Origin of the sequence: Streptomyces sp. NPDC088124 (genome assembly GCF_040685895.1) — a bacterium.
Taxonomy (GTDB): Bacteria; Actinomycetota; Actinomycetes; order Streptomycetales; family Streptomycetaceae; genus Streptomyces.
The window spans coordinates 78,046-93,036 of record NZ_JBFBJB010000017.1; the positions used below are offsets into that span (position 1 = coordinate 78,046).

Here is a 14,991-nt window from a genome sequence, read left to right on the forward strand (position 1 = left end):
CGTCGCGTGCCCTGGCACCCGTGCTCGCGGCGTTGTCGTCGGTTGACGATGCTCCGCATCGCCGCCCTCCTCCGCCTTGCGATCACAGGCACCAGACCCCGCTCCTTCTCCCACGCGAGAACTCCACACAGGCCCTGAGCGCGCACGAAGCCCCCCGCCACCGGAGTGACGGGGGGCTTCGTGCGATCGGGCCCGTACGCGGCGGGCCCGGGTGCTCAGCGCGACTGCTGCGCCGGGACCCCGCGGGAGATCGGCTCGTCGTCCGCCGGGGAACCGGCGGCGGCCACCGCGGCACCCGTCAGCGTCGCCAGCATCTCGCGGACGTTGGTGAGCTGGGCGTTGATCGAGTCGCGGCGGTTCGTGAGCGCCGCCAGCTCGCGCTCCGATTCGCTGCGGATCCGGTCGGCCTTGGCGTTCGCGTCCGCCACGATGTCCTCGGACTGACGCTGCGCCGTCTCGACGGTCTGACGGGCCCTGCGCTCCGCGTCCGTACGCAGCTTCTCGGCCTCCAGACGAAGCTGCTCGGCGCGGTGCTCGATCTCCGCCAGGCGCTTCTCGGCCTTCGCCTGACGGGACGCCAGGTCGCGCTCCGACTGCTCACGCCGCTTGGCGAGGTTCGTCTCGAAGTCCGCGGCGGCCTGGGCGGCCTTGGCACGGGTCTCCTCGAAGAGCGCGTCGGCCTCCTCGCGCTTGGACTGCGCGTCCTTCTGCGCGTCCGAACGCAGCGTCTGCGCGTCGCCCTTCGCCTTGTCGACGATACGGACGCCCTCGTCCTCGGCCTTCGCCTTGCGCTCGGTGGCGAACGCCTCGGCGTCGTTGCGCACCTGCTGGGCCGCCGACTCGGCGAGCTCACGGTGCTGTTCCGCCGCGCGACGGGCCTCCTCGCGCAGGTCCTTCGCCTCCTCCTCGGCGAGGCGGAGGATCTTCTCGACGCGGGCGCCGAGGCCGGCGTACGACGGCTCCGCGTCGCTGACCTGCGCCTGGGCGTTCTGCGTCTCAAGGTGGAGTTCCTCGATGCGCTTTTCGAGAGAGGTGATGCGGGCCAGTGCACTGTCACGGTCGGCGACGAGTTTGGTAATGCGGTCGTCCACCTGACCGCGGTCGTAACCACGCCGCACGAGCTCGAAGCCGAATGGGGAGGAAGTGTCGCTCATGGGGTTCCTGTCGAATGAGACCGGTGAGGTGATAGGGGGAATCCTAGGGGCCTAAGCGGCGTGTCATCGAGCCGATGCAGGTTTGATATGGAGAATGTCCAGCCTTTTGAGTGGCACGTCGCCCCCCTGAGGCACTAACTGTCAGAGGACTTGCTACTCGAACGGGTGGTTCCGGCCGCTGCGCCCGCCTTGACGGGATTGTCCTTCCCGCCTCCTGACGGTGCCTCGAACGACTCCAACGCCTCCAGCACATCCTGGACCCGGGAGATCTCGGCCTGGATGTCCTCGCGTCTGCGCACCAGGACTTCCAGCTCGCGTTTGCCCTCGGCCACCATGTGTTTGGCCTCCGAGGCGGCCTCGGCGCGCAGTTGCTCGGCCTCCCTCACCAGGGTGGCCTTCTTCTGCTCGGCCTCCTTGAGGAGTCCCTCCGCCTTGCGCACCGCCGAGATCCGGACCGAACTCGCCTCCGAATTGGCGTCCGCGACCAGCTCCTTGGCCTTCTGCTCGGCCTCGGCGCGCTGCTCGTCGGCGGCCTTCATCAGCTTGTCGACGCGCTCGCCCGCCGTCCTGAGCTGCTCGGACGTCTCGCGCCGCGCCCGCTCGTGGAGTTGCTCGATCTCGTTCTCGACGCGCCGGCGCAGCTCCTCGCCCCGCTCCCGGATCGCCGTCGCGTCCCGGCGAGCCCCGACCAGCAGCTCGTTCGCGTCCGAACGGGCCTGCTCCACCAGGGAGTTGCCGTCGACCGTCGCGTCCGAGGTGATCCGGGCCGCCTCCTTGCGGGCCGCGCCCACCAGCGCGTCTGCCTGCTTCTCGGCCTCGGTCGCGGCGCGCAGTCCCTCCTCCTGGGCCTTGTTGACGAGCTGGTCCGCCTGCTCGGCCGCGTCGGCACGGCGCTTCGCCGCGTCCTTGCGCGCCTCGTCCAGCAGCCAGTCCGTCTCCTCCTGCGCCTCGTTCCTGACCCGCTCGGCCGTGGCCTCGCTCTCCCGCTTGTGCTGCTCCGCCTCGGCGCGCATCCGCTCCGCCGCCTGCTGTGCCGCACGCACCGTCTCCGCGGCCTCCGCGCGCATCCGCTCGGCCTCGCCCGACGCCTCACCGATGAGCCGGTCGGCCTGCCCGGCCGCGTCGCTCCGCATCCGGTTGGCGTCCTCGCGGGCCTCGGCGCGGCTGCGGGACGCGTCCTGCTCCGCCGCAGCCAGCGCCTCCGACGCCTCCGTCCGTACCCGCTGCGCGTACTCGGCGGTGTCGGCGCGCACCCGCTCCGCCTCGCCGATCGCGTCGCCCACGGTGCGCTCGGCGAGCGCCTGCGCGGCCTCCGACTCCTCCTGGGAGCGGGTACGGAGCCGGTGCGCCTCCTCGGCGGCCCGCTCGCGCTCCGCGTAGGCCTCCGCGCGGACCCGCTCCGCCTCCTCGCGCGTCTCCGCCCTGAGCTGGTCCGCGGCCTGCTCGGCGGCGACCCGCTGCGCCAGGATCTCCTGCTCGGCCTGGTCGTGCAGCCCCGCGACCGCGTCCCGTACCTGCTGGGCGGTCTGCTCCGCGGCGGCCACCAGCTCCGTGGCGCGGTAGTCGGCCTCGCCGACCAGCCGCTGTGCCTCGGTGCCCGCGTCCTCGACGCGCTTACGGGCCGACGCGAGCAGCTCCTCGCTCTGCTCGCGGGCGCGCTCGCGCTCCTGCTCCGCCTCCGCGCGGGCGCCCGCCAGGGTCTCCTCGGCCTCGCGGCGCCGGCGGCTCGCCTCCTCCTGCGCGGCGGCGAGCGCCTCGGCGGCCTCGGCGGCGACCCGCTCCGCGGCGGCGCCCGCCTCCGCCCTGATCCGGTCGGCGGTCTCCTGCGCCTCGGTCCTGAGCCGCTCCGCCTCCGTGGCGGCCTCCGTACGCAGCCGTACCGCCGCGTTTTCCGCCTCGGCGCGGGACTCCGAGGCGTCCTGGGCCGCCTGGGTGCGCAGCCGCTCCGCCTCCCCCTCGGCCTGCGCCTGGAGCGTACGGCTGCGCTCCGCGGTCTCGGCGCGCAGCCGCTCTGCCTCCTCGGCCGCCTCGCGGCGGATCCGCTCGCTCTCGGCGCGCGCGTCGGCCAGCGCCTCCTCGGCGGACGCGAAGCGCTGCTCGGCCTCGGTGTGCAGCCGGGTCAGCTCGCCGGCCGCCTCGGCCTTGCGCGCCTCGACACCCCGCTCGGCCTCCTCGCGCAGCTCCGTGGCGGCCTGCTCGGCGGCGGCCCGCATCACCTCGGCGAGGTCCTCGCCCTCCTCGCGCAGCCGCTCCGCCTCGGCGCGGGTGCGCTCCAGGGTCTCCTCGGCCTGGCGGCGCAGCGTCGAGGCGCGCTCGATGGCCTCGGTGCGTACCCGCTCGCTCTCGGTCGTCGCCCCGTTGCGTACGTCGTCGGCGTCGGCCTTCGCCTTCGTCAGCAGTTCCTCGGCGGACCTGGCCGCCTCCTCGATCTGCTGGACGGCCTCCCTGCGGGCCTCGCCGCGGATCCGCTCGCCCTCGGCGACCGCGTCGGCCCTGAGCTGCTCGGCCTCGCCGCGCAGCCGGCGCGCCTCCTCCTGGAGCTCGACCGTCTTGGCGCGGTACTCCTTCGTGTCGTCCTTGGCCGCGCCCTTGAGCTGGTCGGCCTGCTCGGCCGCCTCGCCGCGCAGCCGGTCCGCCTCGGCCTCCGCCTCGCGGCGGATCCGGTCGGCCTCCTCGCTCGCCGAGCGGGTGGTGGCCTGCGCGTCGTCGGACGCCTTCGTCAGGACCTCTTCGGCGGTACGGGCCGCCTTGGCGAGCTGGGCCGCGGTGTCCTCCGCGGCCACCGTACGGGCCTTCTCGGCGGCCTCCGAGACCAGCTTCTCGCCCTCGGCGCGGGCGTCGGCGAGGGCCTGCTCGGCCTCCGCCTTCGTGGCCTCGGCCTCCTTGGTCGCCTCGTTGACCAGCCGGGCGATCTCGGACTTGGCCGTACGGGTGCGCTGCTCGTTCTGCGACTCGGCGCTCGCCAGCCGCTTGGTCGCGGTCTCCTTCGCCTCCGTGACGACCTTCTCGGCCTCGGCGCGGGCCTCCCGCATCCGCTCCTCGGCGGCCTGCATCCGCTGCTCGGCGGCGCGGCTCAGCTCGGTGGCCTGCTGGCGGGCCTGGTCGGCCTCGGCGGTGGTGGAGGTGCGGAGCTGCTCGGCGTGGCTGCTGGCCTCCTGTGCCTGCGTGGACGCGGCGTTCAGCATCCGCTCGGCGTCCCTGCGGGCCCGCAGCAGCAGCGCCTCGGCCTCGGACCGGGCCGCCTCGGCCTCGGAACCCAGCCGGCGCCGCGCCTCGTCGGCGACCCGCGCGGCCTCCGCGCGCGCCGCGGCGAGCGACTGCTCGGCCTCGGCGCGTGACTCGTCCATCAGCCGCCTGGCCTGGGCCTCCGTACGGGCACGGAGCTGCTCGGCCCAGGCGACGTTCTCGTTGACGTGGGACTCGACGGTCTGCCGGCGCTCCGCCAGTTCCTGGTCGAGCCGCTGGCGCCGCTGGACGGCCTCCGTGTGCAGCTCCGCCTGGAGCCGCGCCTGGTGCTCGGCGTGCTCCTGGAGGATGCGCTGTGTCTGGGCGCGCGCCTCCCGCAGTTCGCGCTCGGCCTCCTGGCGCATCTGCTCGGCCTGCATCTGGGCGTTCCGCAGATGCTGTTCGGCCTGGTAGCCGAGGTCGCCGCTGTCGTACGAGGACGAAGGACGGGTCGCCAGAGCGCGCCGTGCCTCGTGGAGCTTGGCGCGCAACACCTCGACCTGGTAACCGAGGTCCTCGGCGTGCTGGACGGCCTTCTCCCGCGCGGTCTTCAGCCGGTCCATCTCGGCTTCGAACCGCGAGAGGTGGTCGTCCTCAGCTCGGTGGCCCTGCTGGCTTTCGTAGCCCCGCACTGCGCGGTCCCATCCGTCCCCTGGTCGCAACTGCCCTATTGGGCACCGTTCTCGGCGAACGGACCCCCGGGGGAATGGTGACAGATAGACGACAGGGGCGCGGCCCCGGCCCGGCCCCGGCCCGGAAGCGCCACTCTACCGGGCCGGGAATCCTTAAGGTCAGTGCTCCGGGCGGGAGGTGACCAGTTCTGTGAGTACGCCGTGGCAGTCCTTGGGGTGGAGGAAGGTGATGCGCGACCCCATCGAGCCGGTGCGCGGCTCGTCGTAGAGAACCCGTACACCCTTGTCACGCACGGCCTGGGCGTCCCCGTCCACGTCCGCGGTCCCGAACGCGATGTGATGGACGCCCTCCCCGTTCTTCGCCAGCCACTTGCCGACGGGTGAATCCTCCCGGACGGGTTCGAGGAGCTGAAGGTACGAAGCCCCGCCGTCGGACGTCTCGTTGATCTTGAGCATGGCCTCGCGTACGCCCTGCTCCTCGTTGACCTCGGTGTGGAAGACCTCGAAGCCGTAGGTGGCCCGGTAGAACTCCACCGTCGCGTCGAGGTCGAAACAGGCGATTCCGATGTGGTCGATTCGCGTCAGCATGGTGACAGTGCAGCGGTACGGGGGTGATTACGCAACGTGCGCGCGATCACACGCGCCGCCGGGTGACCCGAGGGTGTGTGGCTCAGTACATTTGATGTGAACCGCCGTTCACACGGTTGTCCGCTCATTTCCCTCCCCCTCCTTCCGTCCTCTCCCGCAAACTTCCTCCTCAGCTCCCTCCTCACGCCGCACGCAGCCGCACACAAAAGGGGATCGCGTCCCATGTCTGGAACGAACACCACCACCTCCGTGATCGTCGCCGGCGCCCGTACCCCCATGGGACGGCTCCTCGGCTCGCTCAAGACCTTCTCCGGCGCCGACCTGGGCGGATTCGCCATCAAGGCCGCCCTGGAGCGGGCCGGTATCGGCGGCGACCAGGTGCAGTACGTGATCATGGGCCAGGTGCTCCAGGCCGGTGCGGGGCAGATCCCGGCCCGCCAGGCCGCCGTCAAGGCCGGCATCCCGATGGACGTTCCCGCGCTCACCATCAACAAGGTCTGCCTCTCCGGGCTCGACGCGATCGCGCTGGCCGACCAGCTCATCCGCGCGGGTGAGTTCGACATCGTCGTCGCGGGTGGCCAGGAATCGATGACGAACGCGCCACATCTGCTGCCCAAGTCCCGCGAGGGCTACAAGTACGGCGCCGTCGAGATGCTCGACTCCATGGCGTACGACGGGCTGACCGACTCCTTCGAGTCCATCGCCATGGGGGAGTCCACGGAGAAGCACAACACCCGCCTCGGCATCGCCCGCGCCCCGCAGGACGAGTTCGCCGCGCTCTCCCACCAGCGGGCCGCCGCCGCCCAGAAGAACGGCGTGTTCGACGCGGAGATCACCCCGGTCGAGATCCCGCAGCGCAAGGGCGAACCGGTGCTCTTCTCGCAGGACGAGGGGATCCGCGCCGAGACCACCGTGGAGTCGCTGGCCCGGCTGCGCCCCGCGTTCGCGAAGGACGGCACGATCACGGCGGGCACCTCCTCGCAGATCTCCGACGGCGCGGCCGCGGTCGTCGTCATGAGCCGGGCGAAGGCCGAGGCGCTGGGCCTGGAGTGGCTGGCCGAGATCGGCGCGCACGGCAATGTGGCGGGCCCGGACAACTCCCTCCAGTCCCAGCCGTCCCACGCGATCTGGCACGCCCTGGAGAAGGCCGGTCTCGGCGTGGACGAGCTGGACCTCATCGAGATCAACGAGGCGTTCGCGGCGGTCGCCGTGCAGTCGATGAAGGACCTCGGGGTGTCCCCGGAAAAGGTGAACGTGAACGGCGGCGCGATCGCTCTCGGCCACCCGATCGGGATGTCGGGCGCCCGGCTCGTCCTCCACCTGGCCCTGGAGCTGAAGCGGCGCGGCGGCGGCACCGGAGCGGCGGCGCTGTGCGGGGGCGGCGGCCAGGGGGACGCGCTGATCGTCCGCGTGCCGGGCCGTTGACGGGACGTCGGCCGTACGCGGACGAGCGTGACCCGAACGAGCGTGACCCGCACGGGCCACGTGGTGGCCGGCCGGACCGGAGAACGACAGGAACGGAGCTGTGATGCAGGACGTCCCCGGGCTGGTGGCCCAGGCACGCGAGGGCCGGCCGCGGGCCGTGGCCCGGCTGATCTCCCTCGTCGAGGGGGCGTCCCCGCAGCTCCGCGAGGTGATGGCGGCGCTGGCCCCGCTCGCGGGCAACGCGTACGTCATCGGCCTGACCGGATCGCCGGGCGTCGGCAAGTCGACCTCGACCTCGGCGCTGGTCTCCGCGTACCGCCGGGCGGGCCGGCGGGTCGCCGTACTGGCGGTCGACCCCTCCTCGCCCTTCTCCGGCGGCGCGCTCCTCGGCGACCGGGTCCGGATGTCCGAGCACGCCTCCGACCCGGGCGTCTACATCCGCTCGATGGCGACCCGCGGCCATCTCGGCGGGCTGGCCTGGGCGGCCCCGCAGGCGATCCGGGTGCTGGACGCGGCGGGGTGCGACGTGATCATCGTGGAGACCGTGGGGGTCGGCCAGTCGGAGGTCGAGATCGCCTCGCAGGCCGACACCTCGGTGGTGCTGCTCGCGCCCGGCATGGGCGACGGGATCCAGGCGGCCAAGGCGGGGATCCTGGAGATCGGCGACGTGTACGTGGTCAACAAGGCTGACCGGGACGGGGCCGACGCCACGGCCCGCGAGCTCAACCACATGCTGGGCCTCGGCGAGTCCCGGGGCCCCGGCGACTGGCGCCCGCCGATCGTGAAGACCGTCGCCGCGCGGGGCGAGGGCATCGACGAGGTGGTGGAGGCGCTGGAGAAGCACCGCGCCTGGATGGAGGAGCACGGCGTCCTCGCCGCGCGCCGGGCCCGTCGCGCGGCCCACGAGGTGGAGACCATCGCGGTCACCGCGCTGCGCAGGCGCATCGGCGACCTGCACGGCGACCGGCGCCTGGACGCCCTGGCCGAGCGCATCGTGGCGGGGGAGCTGGACCCGTACACGGCGGCGGACGAACTGGTCGCGGGGATCACTTCGTAACCCGGTCGGCCTGGTCGGCCTGGTCCGTCCGGTCCGTCCGGGGCCTTCCGGTCCGTCCGGGGCCTTCCGGTGCGTCCGGCGCATCGGAAGGCCCCCGCCGACTCTCCGTCAACCGGCCGACGCCCGCCGACGTCAGTCGTCGTCCCCGTCATCGTCGCGGTCCACCGACACCTTGCCGGTCGTCGAGTTGACGTTCAGTTCGTGCGTACGGCCGTCCTTGCCGCGCACGTCGACCTCCCAGGGCCCGCCCCGGTCGTCGTCCAGTTCCGCCGAGGTCACCGTTCCGGGGACGGAGGCGAGCGCGGCGGTCATCGCCCGCCGGACGTCGACCTTGGCGGCGCGCAGGGCAGCACGGTCGTCGCTGTCGTCATCGGCACTGTTGGCGTCCCGATCCACCCGGACCGTCCCCGTCCGCGCGTCGATCCGCAGCTCCAGCCAGCGGCCGTTCTCGGCGAGCAGATCGATCTCCCACCGGTCGGCGGCACCGGCCGCCACGTCGTCGTCCGCCTCCACCGAGGACACCGCACCCGGATGCGCCGCGAGCGCCACCGCGACGGCCTGGGCCGCGGAGAGCTCCGGCCGGGGCGCGGCCGGCGCGGGGGCCGGGGCCGCGGTCGCCGTCCGCGTCGGGGCGGGGGCCGGCGAGGAGTCGTCGTCCGCGCCGCCGTCCCGGCCGCCGCGGTCGTCCCCGGGGTCGTCCGACGCGCTGTCCGAGGGCGACGGCGTCGCGGTGACCACCGGCAGTACCGGCGCCGCGTCGTCGTTCCCGCGGTCGCCGCTGAGTGCGACCGCGGCCGTGTACGTACCCCCGCCGATCAGGGCCGCCGCGGTGATCGCTGCGATGACGATGTTGCGCTTCATGAGGAGGGCCTCCCGAGTCGGTCCGTGTCGAACGCCTTCAATCTGCCGTACGGAACCTGAAGCCAGGCTGAAGTCAGCTGAAGTGATCTTCAGGATCCGTTTGCGAAGCTGTGCGCATGCGCCTGTTGATCGTGGAGGACGAGAAGCGGCTCGCGGTGTCACTCGCCAAGGGCCTGACCGCCGAGGGATTCGCCGTCGATGTCGTACACGACGGCCTCGAAGGGCTGCACCGCGCCGGTGAGGGCGTCTACGACCTGGTCGTCCTCGACATCATGCTGCCGGGCATGAACGGCTACCGGGTCTGCGCCGCCCTGCGCGCCGCCGGCCACGACGTACCGATCCTGATGCTCACCGCGAAGGACGGCGAGTACGACGAGGCGGAGGGGCTCGACACGGGCGCCGACGACTATCTGACCAAGCCGTTCTCCTACGTCGTCCTCGTCGCCCGGGTCAAGGCGCTGCTGCGCCGCCGCGGTACGGCCGGTGCCTCGCCCGTGCTGCGCATCGGCGCCCTCAGCGTGGACACGGCCGCCCGCCGGGTCTTCCGCGACGGTACGGAAGTGGCGCTCACCGCCAAGGAGTTCGCCGTACTGGAGCAACTGGCGGTACGGGCCGGGCAGGTCGTCGGCAAGCCGGAGATCCTGGAGCACGTCTGGGACTTCGCCTACGAGGGCGATCCCAACATCATCGAGGTCTACGTCAGCGCGCTGCGCCGCAAGCTCGGCGCCGCGTCCATCCAGACGGTACGCGGCGCCGGATACCGGCTGGTCGCGCGGTGAGCGGCCGCTTCTCGTCCGTACGGGCCAAGGCGTCGCTCGGCGCGACCGCGGTCGTCGCGGTGGCGCTGGTGGCCGCGGGCGTCGCCGTCCTGCTCTCGCTGCGCGTGAACCTCACCGGTCAGGCGGAGCGCGCCGCGGACCGGGCGGCGCGTGAGGTCGCCCTGGACATCGCCGCCCAGGCCCCCGACCGCACCCCGTACGCCAAGCTGGAGCTGCCGGACGCCGAGGACAGCCCCGTGCTGGTCACCGACGAGGACGGGCGGCTGCTCACCCTCAGCGAGGGGCTGCAGCGGATCAGCGGCTCCGGTGTCCCCGCGGTCGAGGCGCCGCGGTCCCCGCCGGATCCGGCGGGGACCGCCCGCACGGGCGGCTCCGACGGCTCCGACCGGTCCGGCGGCTCCGAGGATGATGACGACTCCGACGACGACGGCGGCGACGACCACGGCGGCGGGAAGGGCGGGGACGACGACCCCGCCGTGGGGGAGATCGACGACACCACGGCGTACAGCGACGGGAGAGCGATGGTCGAGGGAACGGCGGACGACTACCGCTTCGCGACCGTCGAGGCCACCGACCGCACCGGCCGGACGGTCGTCGTGCACGCGGGCGCGACCCTCGCCGACCGGCGGAGCGCGGTCAACACGACCGCCGTCGCGATGCTGCTGGGCCTGCCCGTCCTGCTGCTGGTCGTCGGGGGAGTGACCTGGCTGGTCACGCGCCGCGCGCTGCGGCCGGTGGAGGGCATCCGGAGCGAGATGGCGGCCATCACCGCCTCCGAGGACCTGTCGCGGCGGGTGCCCGAACCCGCCACCCGGGACGAGGTGGCCCGGCTGGCCCGGACCACCAATGAGACGCTGACCGCGCTGGAGGCGGCGGTGGAACGGCAGCGCCGCTTCGTCGCGGACGCCTCGCACGAGCTGCGCAGCCCCATCGCCTCCCTGCGCACCCAGCTCGAAGTGGGGCACGCCCACCCGGGGTTGCTGGATGTGCCGGGCGCGGTCGCGGACACCGTACGGCTCCAACAGCTCGCCGGGGACCTGCTGATGCTGGCGCGGCTGGACGCGGGAGAGCGGCCGGGGCGTACCAGGACCGACCTCGGCGCGCTGGTCCGCGAGGAGGTCTCACAGCGGGCGACGGACCGCTTCCCGGTCGCCGTGCGGGCCCGGGAGGGGTTCGAGGTGGTGGGCTCGCGCGGTCAGCTGGCGCGGGTGCTCGGCAATCTCCTCGACAACGCCCAGCGGCACGCGGCCGGTTCGGTCGAGACGTCGGTGCGCCGGGTGGGCGCCTGGGTGGTGCTCGCGGTCGCCGACGACGGCGCCGGGGTGCCGGAGGCGGAGCGCGAGCGGATCTTCGAACGGTTCGTCCGGCTCGACGACGCCCGCAGCCGGGACGACGGCGGGGCCGGTCTCGGGCTGGCCATCGCCCGGGACGTGGCAGAGCGGCACGGCGGCACCCTCACCGTCGGCCGGGCGCCGTCGGGCGGCGCCCTCTTCGAGCTCCGGCTGCCCGCCGTGACCGGCCCGGGCGAGGCCGGCCCGTAGGCCTTCGCCGCGCGCCGGCGCACGGGGGCGGCCCCGGGCCCGGCCCCCGCCGGCTCAGATCTTGCCGCGCCGGCCGCGGAGCTGCTCCGCGACCGGGGCCAGCGACGTCCGCAGCTCCGCCAGCGCCTCCGGTGAGAGCAGATCGATGAAGTGGCGCCGTACGGACTCGACATGGTGCGGGGCGACCCGCTGCATCGTCTCCATGCCCTGGTCGGTCAGGACCGCGAAGAGCCCGCGCCGGTCGGACTCGCAGTTCTCCCTGCGCACCAGCCCCGCGGTTTCCATCCGGGTGATCTGGTGGGAGAGCCGGCTCTTGGACTGGAGGGTGATGGCGGCGAGATCGCTCATCCGCATGCGCCGCTCCGCCGACTCCGAGAGATTGACCAGGATCTCGTAGTCGTTCATGGTCAGTCCGAACGGCTGGAGATCCTTCTCCAGCTGGTGCGTCAGCAGCTTGCTGACATCCAGGTGGGTGCGCCAGGCGCACTGCTCCGCATCGCTCAGCCAGCGGGTGGCCGTCTCGGTCTCCATGTAATCGATTCTACCTAAGAAGTTGAATTCTGGACGAAATATGAGGGGGTGGTACGTGTGACGCCAGGCACCCGAAGGGCCGCGCGGACGCGCCACGGGAAGGGTGCACGCGTTCGACGTCACACTCCGCAGACTACCGCTCACAGACCGAAGCGGCGCTGGAGATCACCAAGTCCTCCCTGTCCGGAGGAATGGCCGCCGCCGGGCATCCCCGGCTCCGGGGGCGCCGTGCCCGTCGGCTGCTCCGCCATCAGCGTCTCCGTCGACTGCAGCAGCACCGTACCGGCCCCCACGAACTCGAATTGATGCTCCTCGCCCGAGACGCCCCCGATCCCCGTGAGCGAGCGGATACCGCCGAGCACACCGGACATATAGCCATGATCGTAATGGTGGCAGGGGGAGGGGCAGTCCGCCCAGCCGACCAGCGCCTGCGGATCCACCCGCAGCGGCGGCTCCATGAAGACCACGGGCCCGTTGGACGCCGCCACGAACTTCCCCGTCCCGATCAGGGTCAGAAAGCCCGGCACGATCGACTGCTTGAGCGCCAGCGACGGCTGATAGGCCAGCAGATTCCCCGAACGGATCGTCAGATTGCCCTCCTCCAGGTCGAAGGAGTTGACGTCGAAGGCGCGGTCGGCGAGCAGCATCTTCCCGCTGCCCTCCGCGACCACCCAGTCCGCCGCGTGCAGCGGCGAGTGGAAGCTGCTGCGCACCAGCGGCTCGAATCGGCCGTGGCCGATGCCGTCGAAGTTGATCTGCCCGTAGTAGGCGATCATCTTGCCCTTCTGGAGGAACCACTGGCTCCCCTTCAACTCCACACAGAAGGTGTACGCGTTGACGTTGTCGTCGCTCGGCAGCGTCACCGGATCAAAAGTCCCCTCGGGCCCAGGGGCCCTGGGGATACCCCAACCGGCGCGCGTGTCTCCGCCGCTCACAGCTTCTCCTCCGACGCCTGGACGAACACCGCACCGCTGCCGCTCAGCTCCAGCTGGAACGCCTCACCCGAGCCCCGCCCCACCATGTCGCGCCAGCCGAGCGCGGTGGAGAGCTTGTTCCGTACGTCGCCGTGGTGGGCGACGTACGCCTGCGGGTCCACATGGACGTCCCGCCCCGGGGAGATCGGCACCTCGATCACCCCGCCGTGTGCCATCACCGCGACCGCGCCGTGGCCCTTGAGCGTGGTCGTGAAGAGCCCCTGGCCGGTGACCTGGCCGCGCACCATGCCCATCACGCCGCCCTGCGATCCCATGAACATCGTGCCCTGCCGGAGGGTGCCGTCGAAGGCGAGCAGCCGGTCCGCCTCCACGTACAGCGTGTCGCCCGCCAGGTTGATCACCTGGATGTGGTGGCCGCCGTGCCCGAACATCACCGTGCCGCTGCCCTCGACGGTCATCAGCGGGGTCGCCTCGTTGGCCACCCGCCGTCCGATCATCGACATCAGCCCGCCCTGGCCGCCCTGGATGTTCGGCGTGAAGCTGACCTCGCCCCGGTACGCGAGCATCGCGCCCCGCTGGCTGAACAGCTTCTGCCCGGGCGCCACCGTCGCCTCGACCATCTTCGAGTTGATCTCGCGGAACGGCATCAGACATCGCCCCCGATCGTGTTCCGCTCGCTCGGCTGCACATAGACCAGACCGTCGCCCTCGAACCGGATCTGGAAGGACTCGCCCGAGCCCTCGCCCATGACGGTCCGGAAGTTCACCCCCGACTGGAACTTCTGCTGGAGGTTGCCCTGGTGCGCGATGTACGCGCCGGGGTCGACGTACAGCGGGTACTGCGGTGACACCCGCAGGACCACCGCCTCACCGTCCGACATGATCGCCGCCTGCCCCGTGCCCTCGACCGTGGTCGTGAACAAGCCATTTCCCGTCGCGCCCCCGCGCAGCCCCGTGAAGGCCGTGCCCGTCCGCAGTCCGGCGTCCGTGCAGAGGAGATTGCTCGCCTCGACATAGAGCTTGTCGCCGTGGAGGGAGACGAGGTTGATCTCGCTCGCCCGGTCGGCGAAGAAACACGTGCCCTGGCCTTTCACCTCCATCACGGTCATCTGTTCACCGGTGAGGCGGCGCGTCACCATCCCGCGCAGTCCGTCACCGCCCCCGGTCATCTTCTTGAAGGTCATCCGGCCGTCGTACGCGACCATCGAGCCGTTCTTCGCTTTCACGGCGTCGCCGGTCAGGTCGACGGCGAGCACCTTGCTGCCTTGCAGTCGGAACTGAGCCACGCTTCGACGGTATCCGGCGCCGCCGACACGGAACAGGGCCCGTGGCCCCGACACGTCCCGGAGCGGTCCCGGAGGCGACCCGACCCTGAGACGGGCCGACCCGACCGGGCTCCGAAAGGGGCCGACCCGACCCCTGATAACGGTCGGGCAAAGCGGGGCTGTCACAATGAGGAAACGCTTGTGCGCGCATTCACAAGATCGTGTGCGCCACGGAGCGCCTGCTTCTGCCCTCACGTTGCCCCCGAAGACGAAGGTGCCTTCCTCGTGGACATCAAGACCGCCTCCTCCCTCCACCGCCTCCGCCTGGTCTCCGCGCCGGAGGCCGTCTCCTTCCTCCTGCTGCTCGTCTGCTCGGTCCTCAAGCGGACGACGGAGTTCAACGCGGTCCCCGTGATGGGTGCCGTCCACGGCCTGCTCTTCGTTCTCTACGTGATCTTCTGGCTGGACGCCTGGAACCGCACCAAGTGGTCCTTCGGCACTGCGGCCCTCTACTTCGTGCTCTCCGTCCTGCCCGCCGGCGGCTTCTTCGCCGAGCGCAAGCTCAAGCGCGCCGCCGACGACGCGGTCATCGCCTCCCGCGCCCGCCGCGAGGGTACGGTGAACGCATGATCGTCGCCTTCTCCGTCTCGCCCCTCGGCGTCGGGGAGGACGTCGGCGAGTACGTCGCCGACGCCGTCCGCGTCGTCCGCGCCTCCGGACTCCCGAACCGTACGGACGCCATGTTCACCTCGATCGAGGGGGAGTGGGACGAGGTGATGGACGTGGTCAAGCGCGCCGTCGCCGCTGTCGAGGCGCGCGCCGGACGCGTCTCGCTCGTCCTCAAGGCCGACATCAGACCCGGCGTCACGGACGGCCTCACCTCGAAGGTCGAGACGGTGGAGCGCCACCTCTCCGCCTGACGCGGGCTGTCCGCCGGGCGCGACCTCCGTACGGGCGAACCCTCGAACGTACGGCCCCTCGCACGGACGCCTCCAGTCG

The 14,991-nt window shown here is 72.2% G+C and carries 14 protein-coding genes; 6 read left to right on the forward strand and 8 right to left on the reverse strand.

The window, feature by feature from the left end; genetic code table 11:
- Positions 1-215 precede the first annotated feature (215 nt).
- The 3 genes from AB0P17_RS16260 to mce all read right to left on the reverse strand — a co-directional run bounded on the left by AB0P17_RS16260 (position 216) and on the right by mce (position 5,599).
- Complete coding sequence (locus AB0P17_RS16260; protein ID WP_365811422.1) at positions 216-1,154, reverse strand: cellulose-binding protein; 939 nt, start codon at positions 1,152-1,154, stop codon at positions 216-218.
- A gap of 134 nt (positions 1,155-1,288) precedes the next feature.
- A complete protein-coding gene (gene scy, locus AB0P17_RS16265; RefSeq protein ID WP_365811424.1) occupies positions 1,289-5,011 on the reverse strand; it encodes a polarized growth protein Scy in 3,723 nt (1,240 codons plus the stop codon).
- A 159-nt stretch (positions 5,012-5,170) separates the two neighbouring features.
- Positions 5,171-5,599, reverse strand: a complete 429-nt coding sequence (gene mce, locus AB0P17_RS16270; RefSeq protein ID WP_365811426.1) for a methylmalonyl-CoA epimerase — start codon at positions 5,597-5,599, stop codon at positions 5,171-5,173.
- Between the two features lie 222 nt (positions 5,600-5,821).
- On the opposite strand from mce, the gene AB0P17_RS16275 reads away from it, so the two are divergent.
- Both AB0P17_RS16275 and meaB read left to right on the forward strand, forming a co-directional pair.
- Positions 5,822-7,024: an acetyl-CoA C-acetyltransferase gene (locus tag AB0P17_RS16275; RefSeq protein ID WP_365811428.1), complete on the forward strand. Its 1,203-nt coding sequence runs from the start codon at positions 5,822-5,824 to the stop codon at positions 7,022-7,024.
- A gap of 103 nt (positions 7,025-7,127) precedes the next feature.
- Positions 7,128-8,081, forward strand: coding sequence for a methylmalonyl Co-A mutase-associated GTPase MeaB (gene meaB, locus AB0P17_RS16280; RefSeq protein ID WP_365811430.1), 954 nt, complete (start codon positions 7,128-7,130; stop codon positions 8,079-8,081).
- Positions 8,082-8,213: 132 nt separating this feature from the next.
- Here meaB and AB0P17_RS16285 read toward each other — a convergent pair whose 3' ends face one another.
- Positions 8,214-8,942, reverse strand: a complete 729-nt coding sequence (locus tag AB0P17_RS16285) for a PepSY domain-containing protein (protein ID WP_365811431.1) — start codon at positions 8,940-8,942, stop codon at positions 8,214-8,216.
- Positions 8,943-9,058: 116 nt separating this feature from the next.
- Here AB0P17_RS16285 and AB0P17_RS16290 point away from each other — a divergent pair, with 116 nt between their 5' ends.
- On the forward strand, positions 9,059-9,721 hold the full coding sequence (locus AB0P17_RS16290; RefSeq protein ID WP_365811433.1) for a response regulator transcription factor: 663 nt from the start codon (positions 9,059-9,061) through the stop codon (positions 9,719-9,721).
- Positions 9,718-11,262 (forward strand): HAMP domain-containing sensor histidine kinase, encoded by a 1,545-nt coding sequence (locus tag AB0P17_RS16295; protein ID WP_365811435.1) that lies wholly within the window; start codon positions 9,718-9,720, stop codon positions 11,260-11,262. The genes AB0P17_RS16290 and AB0P17_RS16295 overlap by 4 nt, the downstream gene beginning before the upstream one ends.
- A gap of 54 nt (positions 11,263-11,316) precedes the next feature.
- On the opposite strand, the gene AB0P17_RS16300 is transcribed toward AB0P17_RS16295, so the two are convergent.
- The 4 genes from AB0P17_RS16300 to AB0P17_RS16315 form a co-directional block, all read right to left on the reverse strand.
- Entirely contained in the window at positions 11,317-11,793 is a 477-nt protein-coding gene (locus AB0P17_RS16300; RefSeq protein WP_365811437.1) for a MarR family transcriptional regulator, read from the reverse strand.
- Positions 11,794-11,933: 140 nt separating this feature from the next.
- Entirely contained in the window at positions 11,934-12,695 is a 762-nt protein-coding gene (locus tag AB0P17_RS16305) for an AIM24 family protein (RefSeq protein WP_365811538.1), read from the reverse strand.
- Between the two features lie 29 nt (positions 12,696-12,724).
- Positions 12,725-13,375 (reverse strand): AIM24 family protein, encoded by a 651-nt coding sequence (locus AB0P17_RS16310; protein WP_365811439.1) that lies wholly within the window; start codon positions 13,373-13,375, stop codon positions 12,725-12,727.
- A complete protein-coding gene (locus tag AB0P17_RS16315) occupies positions 13,375-14,013 on the reverse strand; it encodes an AIM24 family protein (RefSeq protein ID WP_365811441.1) in 639 nt (212 codons plus the stop codon). The genes AB0P17_RS16310 and AB0P17_RS16315 overlap by 1 nt, the downstream gene beginning before the upstream one ends.
- Positions 14,014-14,277: 264 nt before the next feature.
- On the opposite strand from AB0P17_RS16315, the gene AB0P17_RS16320 reads away from it, so the two are divergent.
- Together AB0P17_RS16320 and AB0P17_RS16325 are read left to right on the forward strand one after the other, a co-directional pair.
- Entirely contained in the window at positions 14,278-14,622 is a 345-nt protein-coding gene (locus AB0P17_RS16320) for a DUF3817 domain-containing protein (RefSeq protein WP_365811442.1), read from the forward strand.
- Positions 14,619-14,912: an MTH1187 family thiamine-binding protein gene (locus AB0P17_RS16325; protein WP_365811444.1), complete on the forward strand. Its 294-nt coding sequence runs from the start codon at positions 14,619-14,621 to the stop codon at positions 14,910-14,912. Before AB0P17_RS16320 ends, AB0P17_RS16325 begins: the two co-directional genes overlap by 4 nt.
- Positions 14,913-14,991: the final 79 nt, after the last annotated feature.

Bases quoted from the DNA above. Each gene is read 5' to 3' on its own strand.
- AB0P17_RS16260 (WP_365811422.1), bottom strand. From the start codon at position 1,154: ATGAGCGACACTTCCTCCCCATTCGGCTTCGAGCTCGTGCGGCGTGGT.
- mce (WP_365811426.1), bottom strand. From the start codon at position 5,599: ATGCTGACGCGAATCGACCACATCGGAATCGCCTGTTTCGACCTCGAC.
- AB0P17_RS16275 (WP_365811428.1), top strand. From the start codon at position 5,822: ATGTCTGGAACGAACACCACCACCTCCGTGATCGTCGCCGGCGCCCGT.
- meaB (WP_365811430.1), top strand. From the start codon at position 7,128: ATGCAGGACGTCCCCGGGCTGGTGGCCCAGGCACGCGAGGGCCGGCCG.
- AB0P17_RS16285 (WP_365811431.1), bottom strand. From the start codon at position 8,942: ATGAAGCGCAACATCGTCATCGCAGCGATCACCGCGGCGGCCCTGATC.
- AB0P17_RS16290 (WP_365811433.1), top strand. From the start codon at position 9,059: ATGCGCCTGTTGATCGTGGAGGACGAGAAGCGGCTCGCGGTGTCACTC.
- AB0P17_RS16300 (WP_365811437.1), bottom strand. From the start codon at position 11,793: ATGGAGACCGAGACGGCCACCCGCTGGCTGAGCGATGCGGAGCAGTGC.
- AB0P17_RS16310 (WP_365811439.1), bottom strand. From the start codon at position 13,375: ATGCCGTTCCGCGAGATCAACTCGAAGATGGTCGAGGCGACGGTGGCG.
- AB0P17_RS16325 (WP_365811444.1), top strand. From the start codon at position 14,619: ATGATCGTCGCCTTCTCCGTCTCGCCCCTCGGCGTCGGGGAGGACGTC.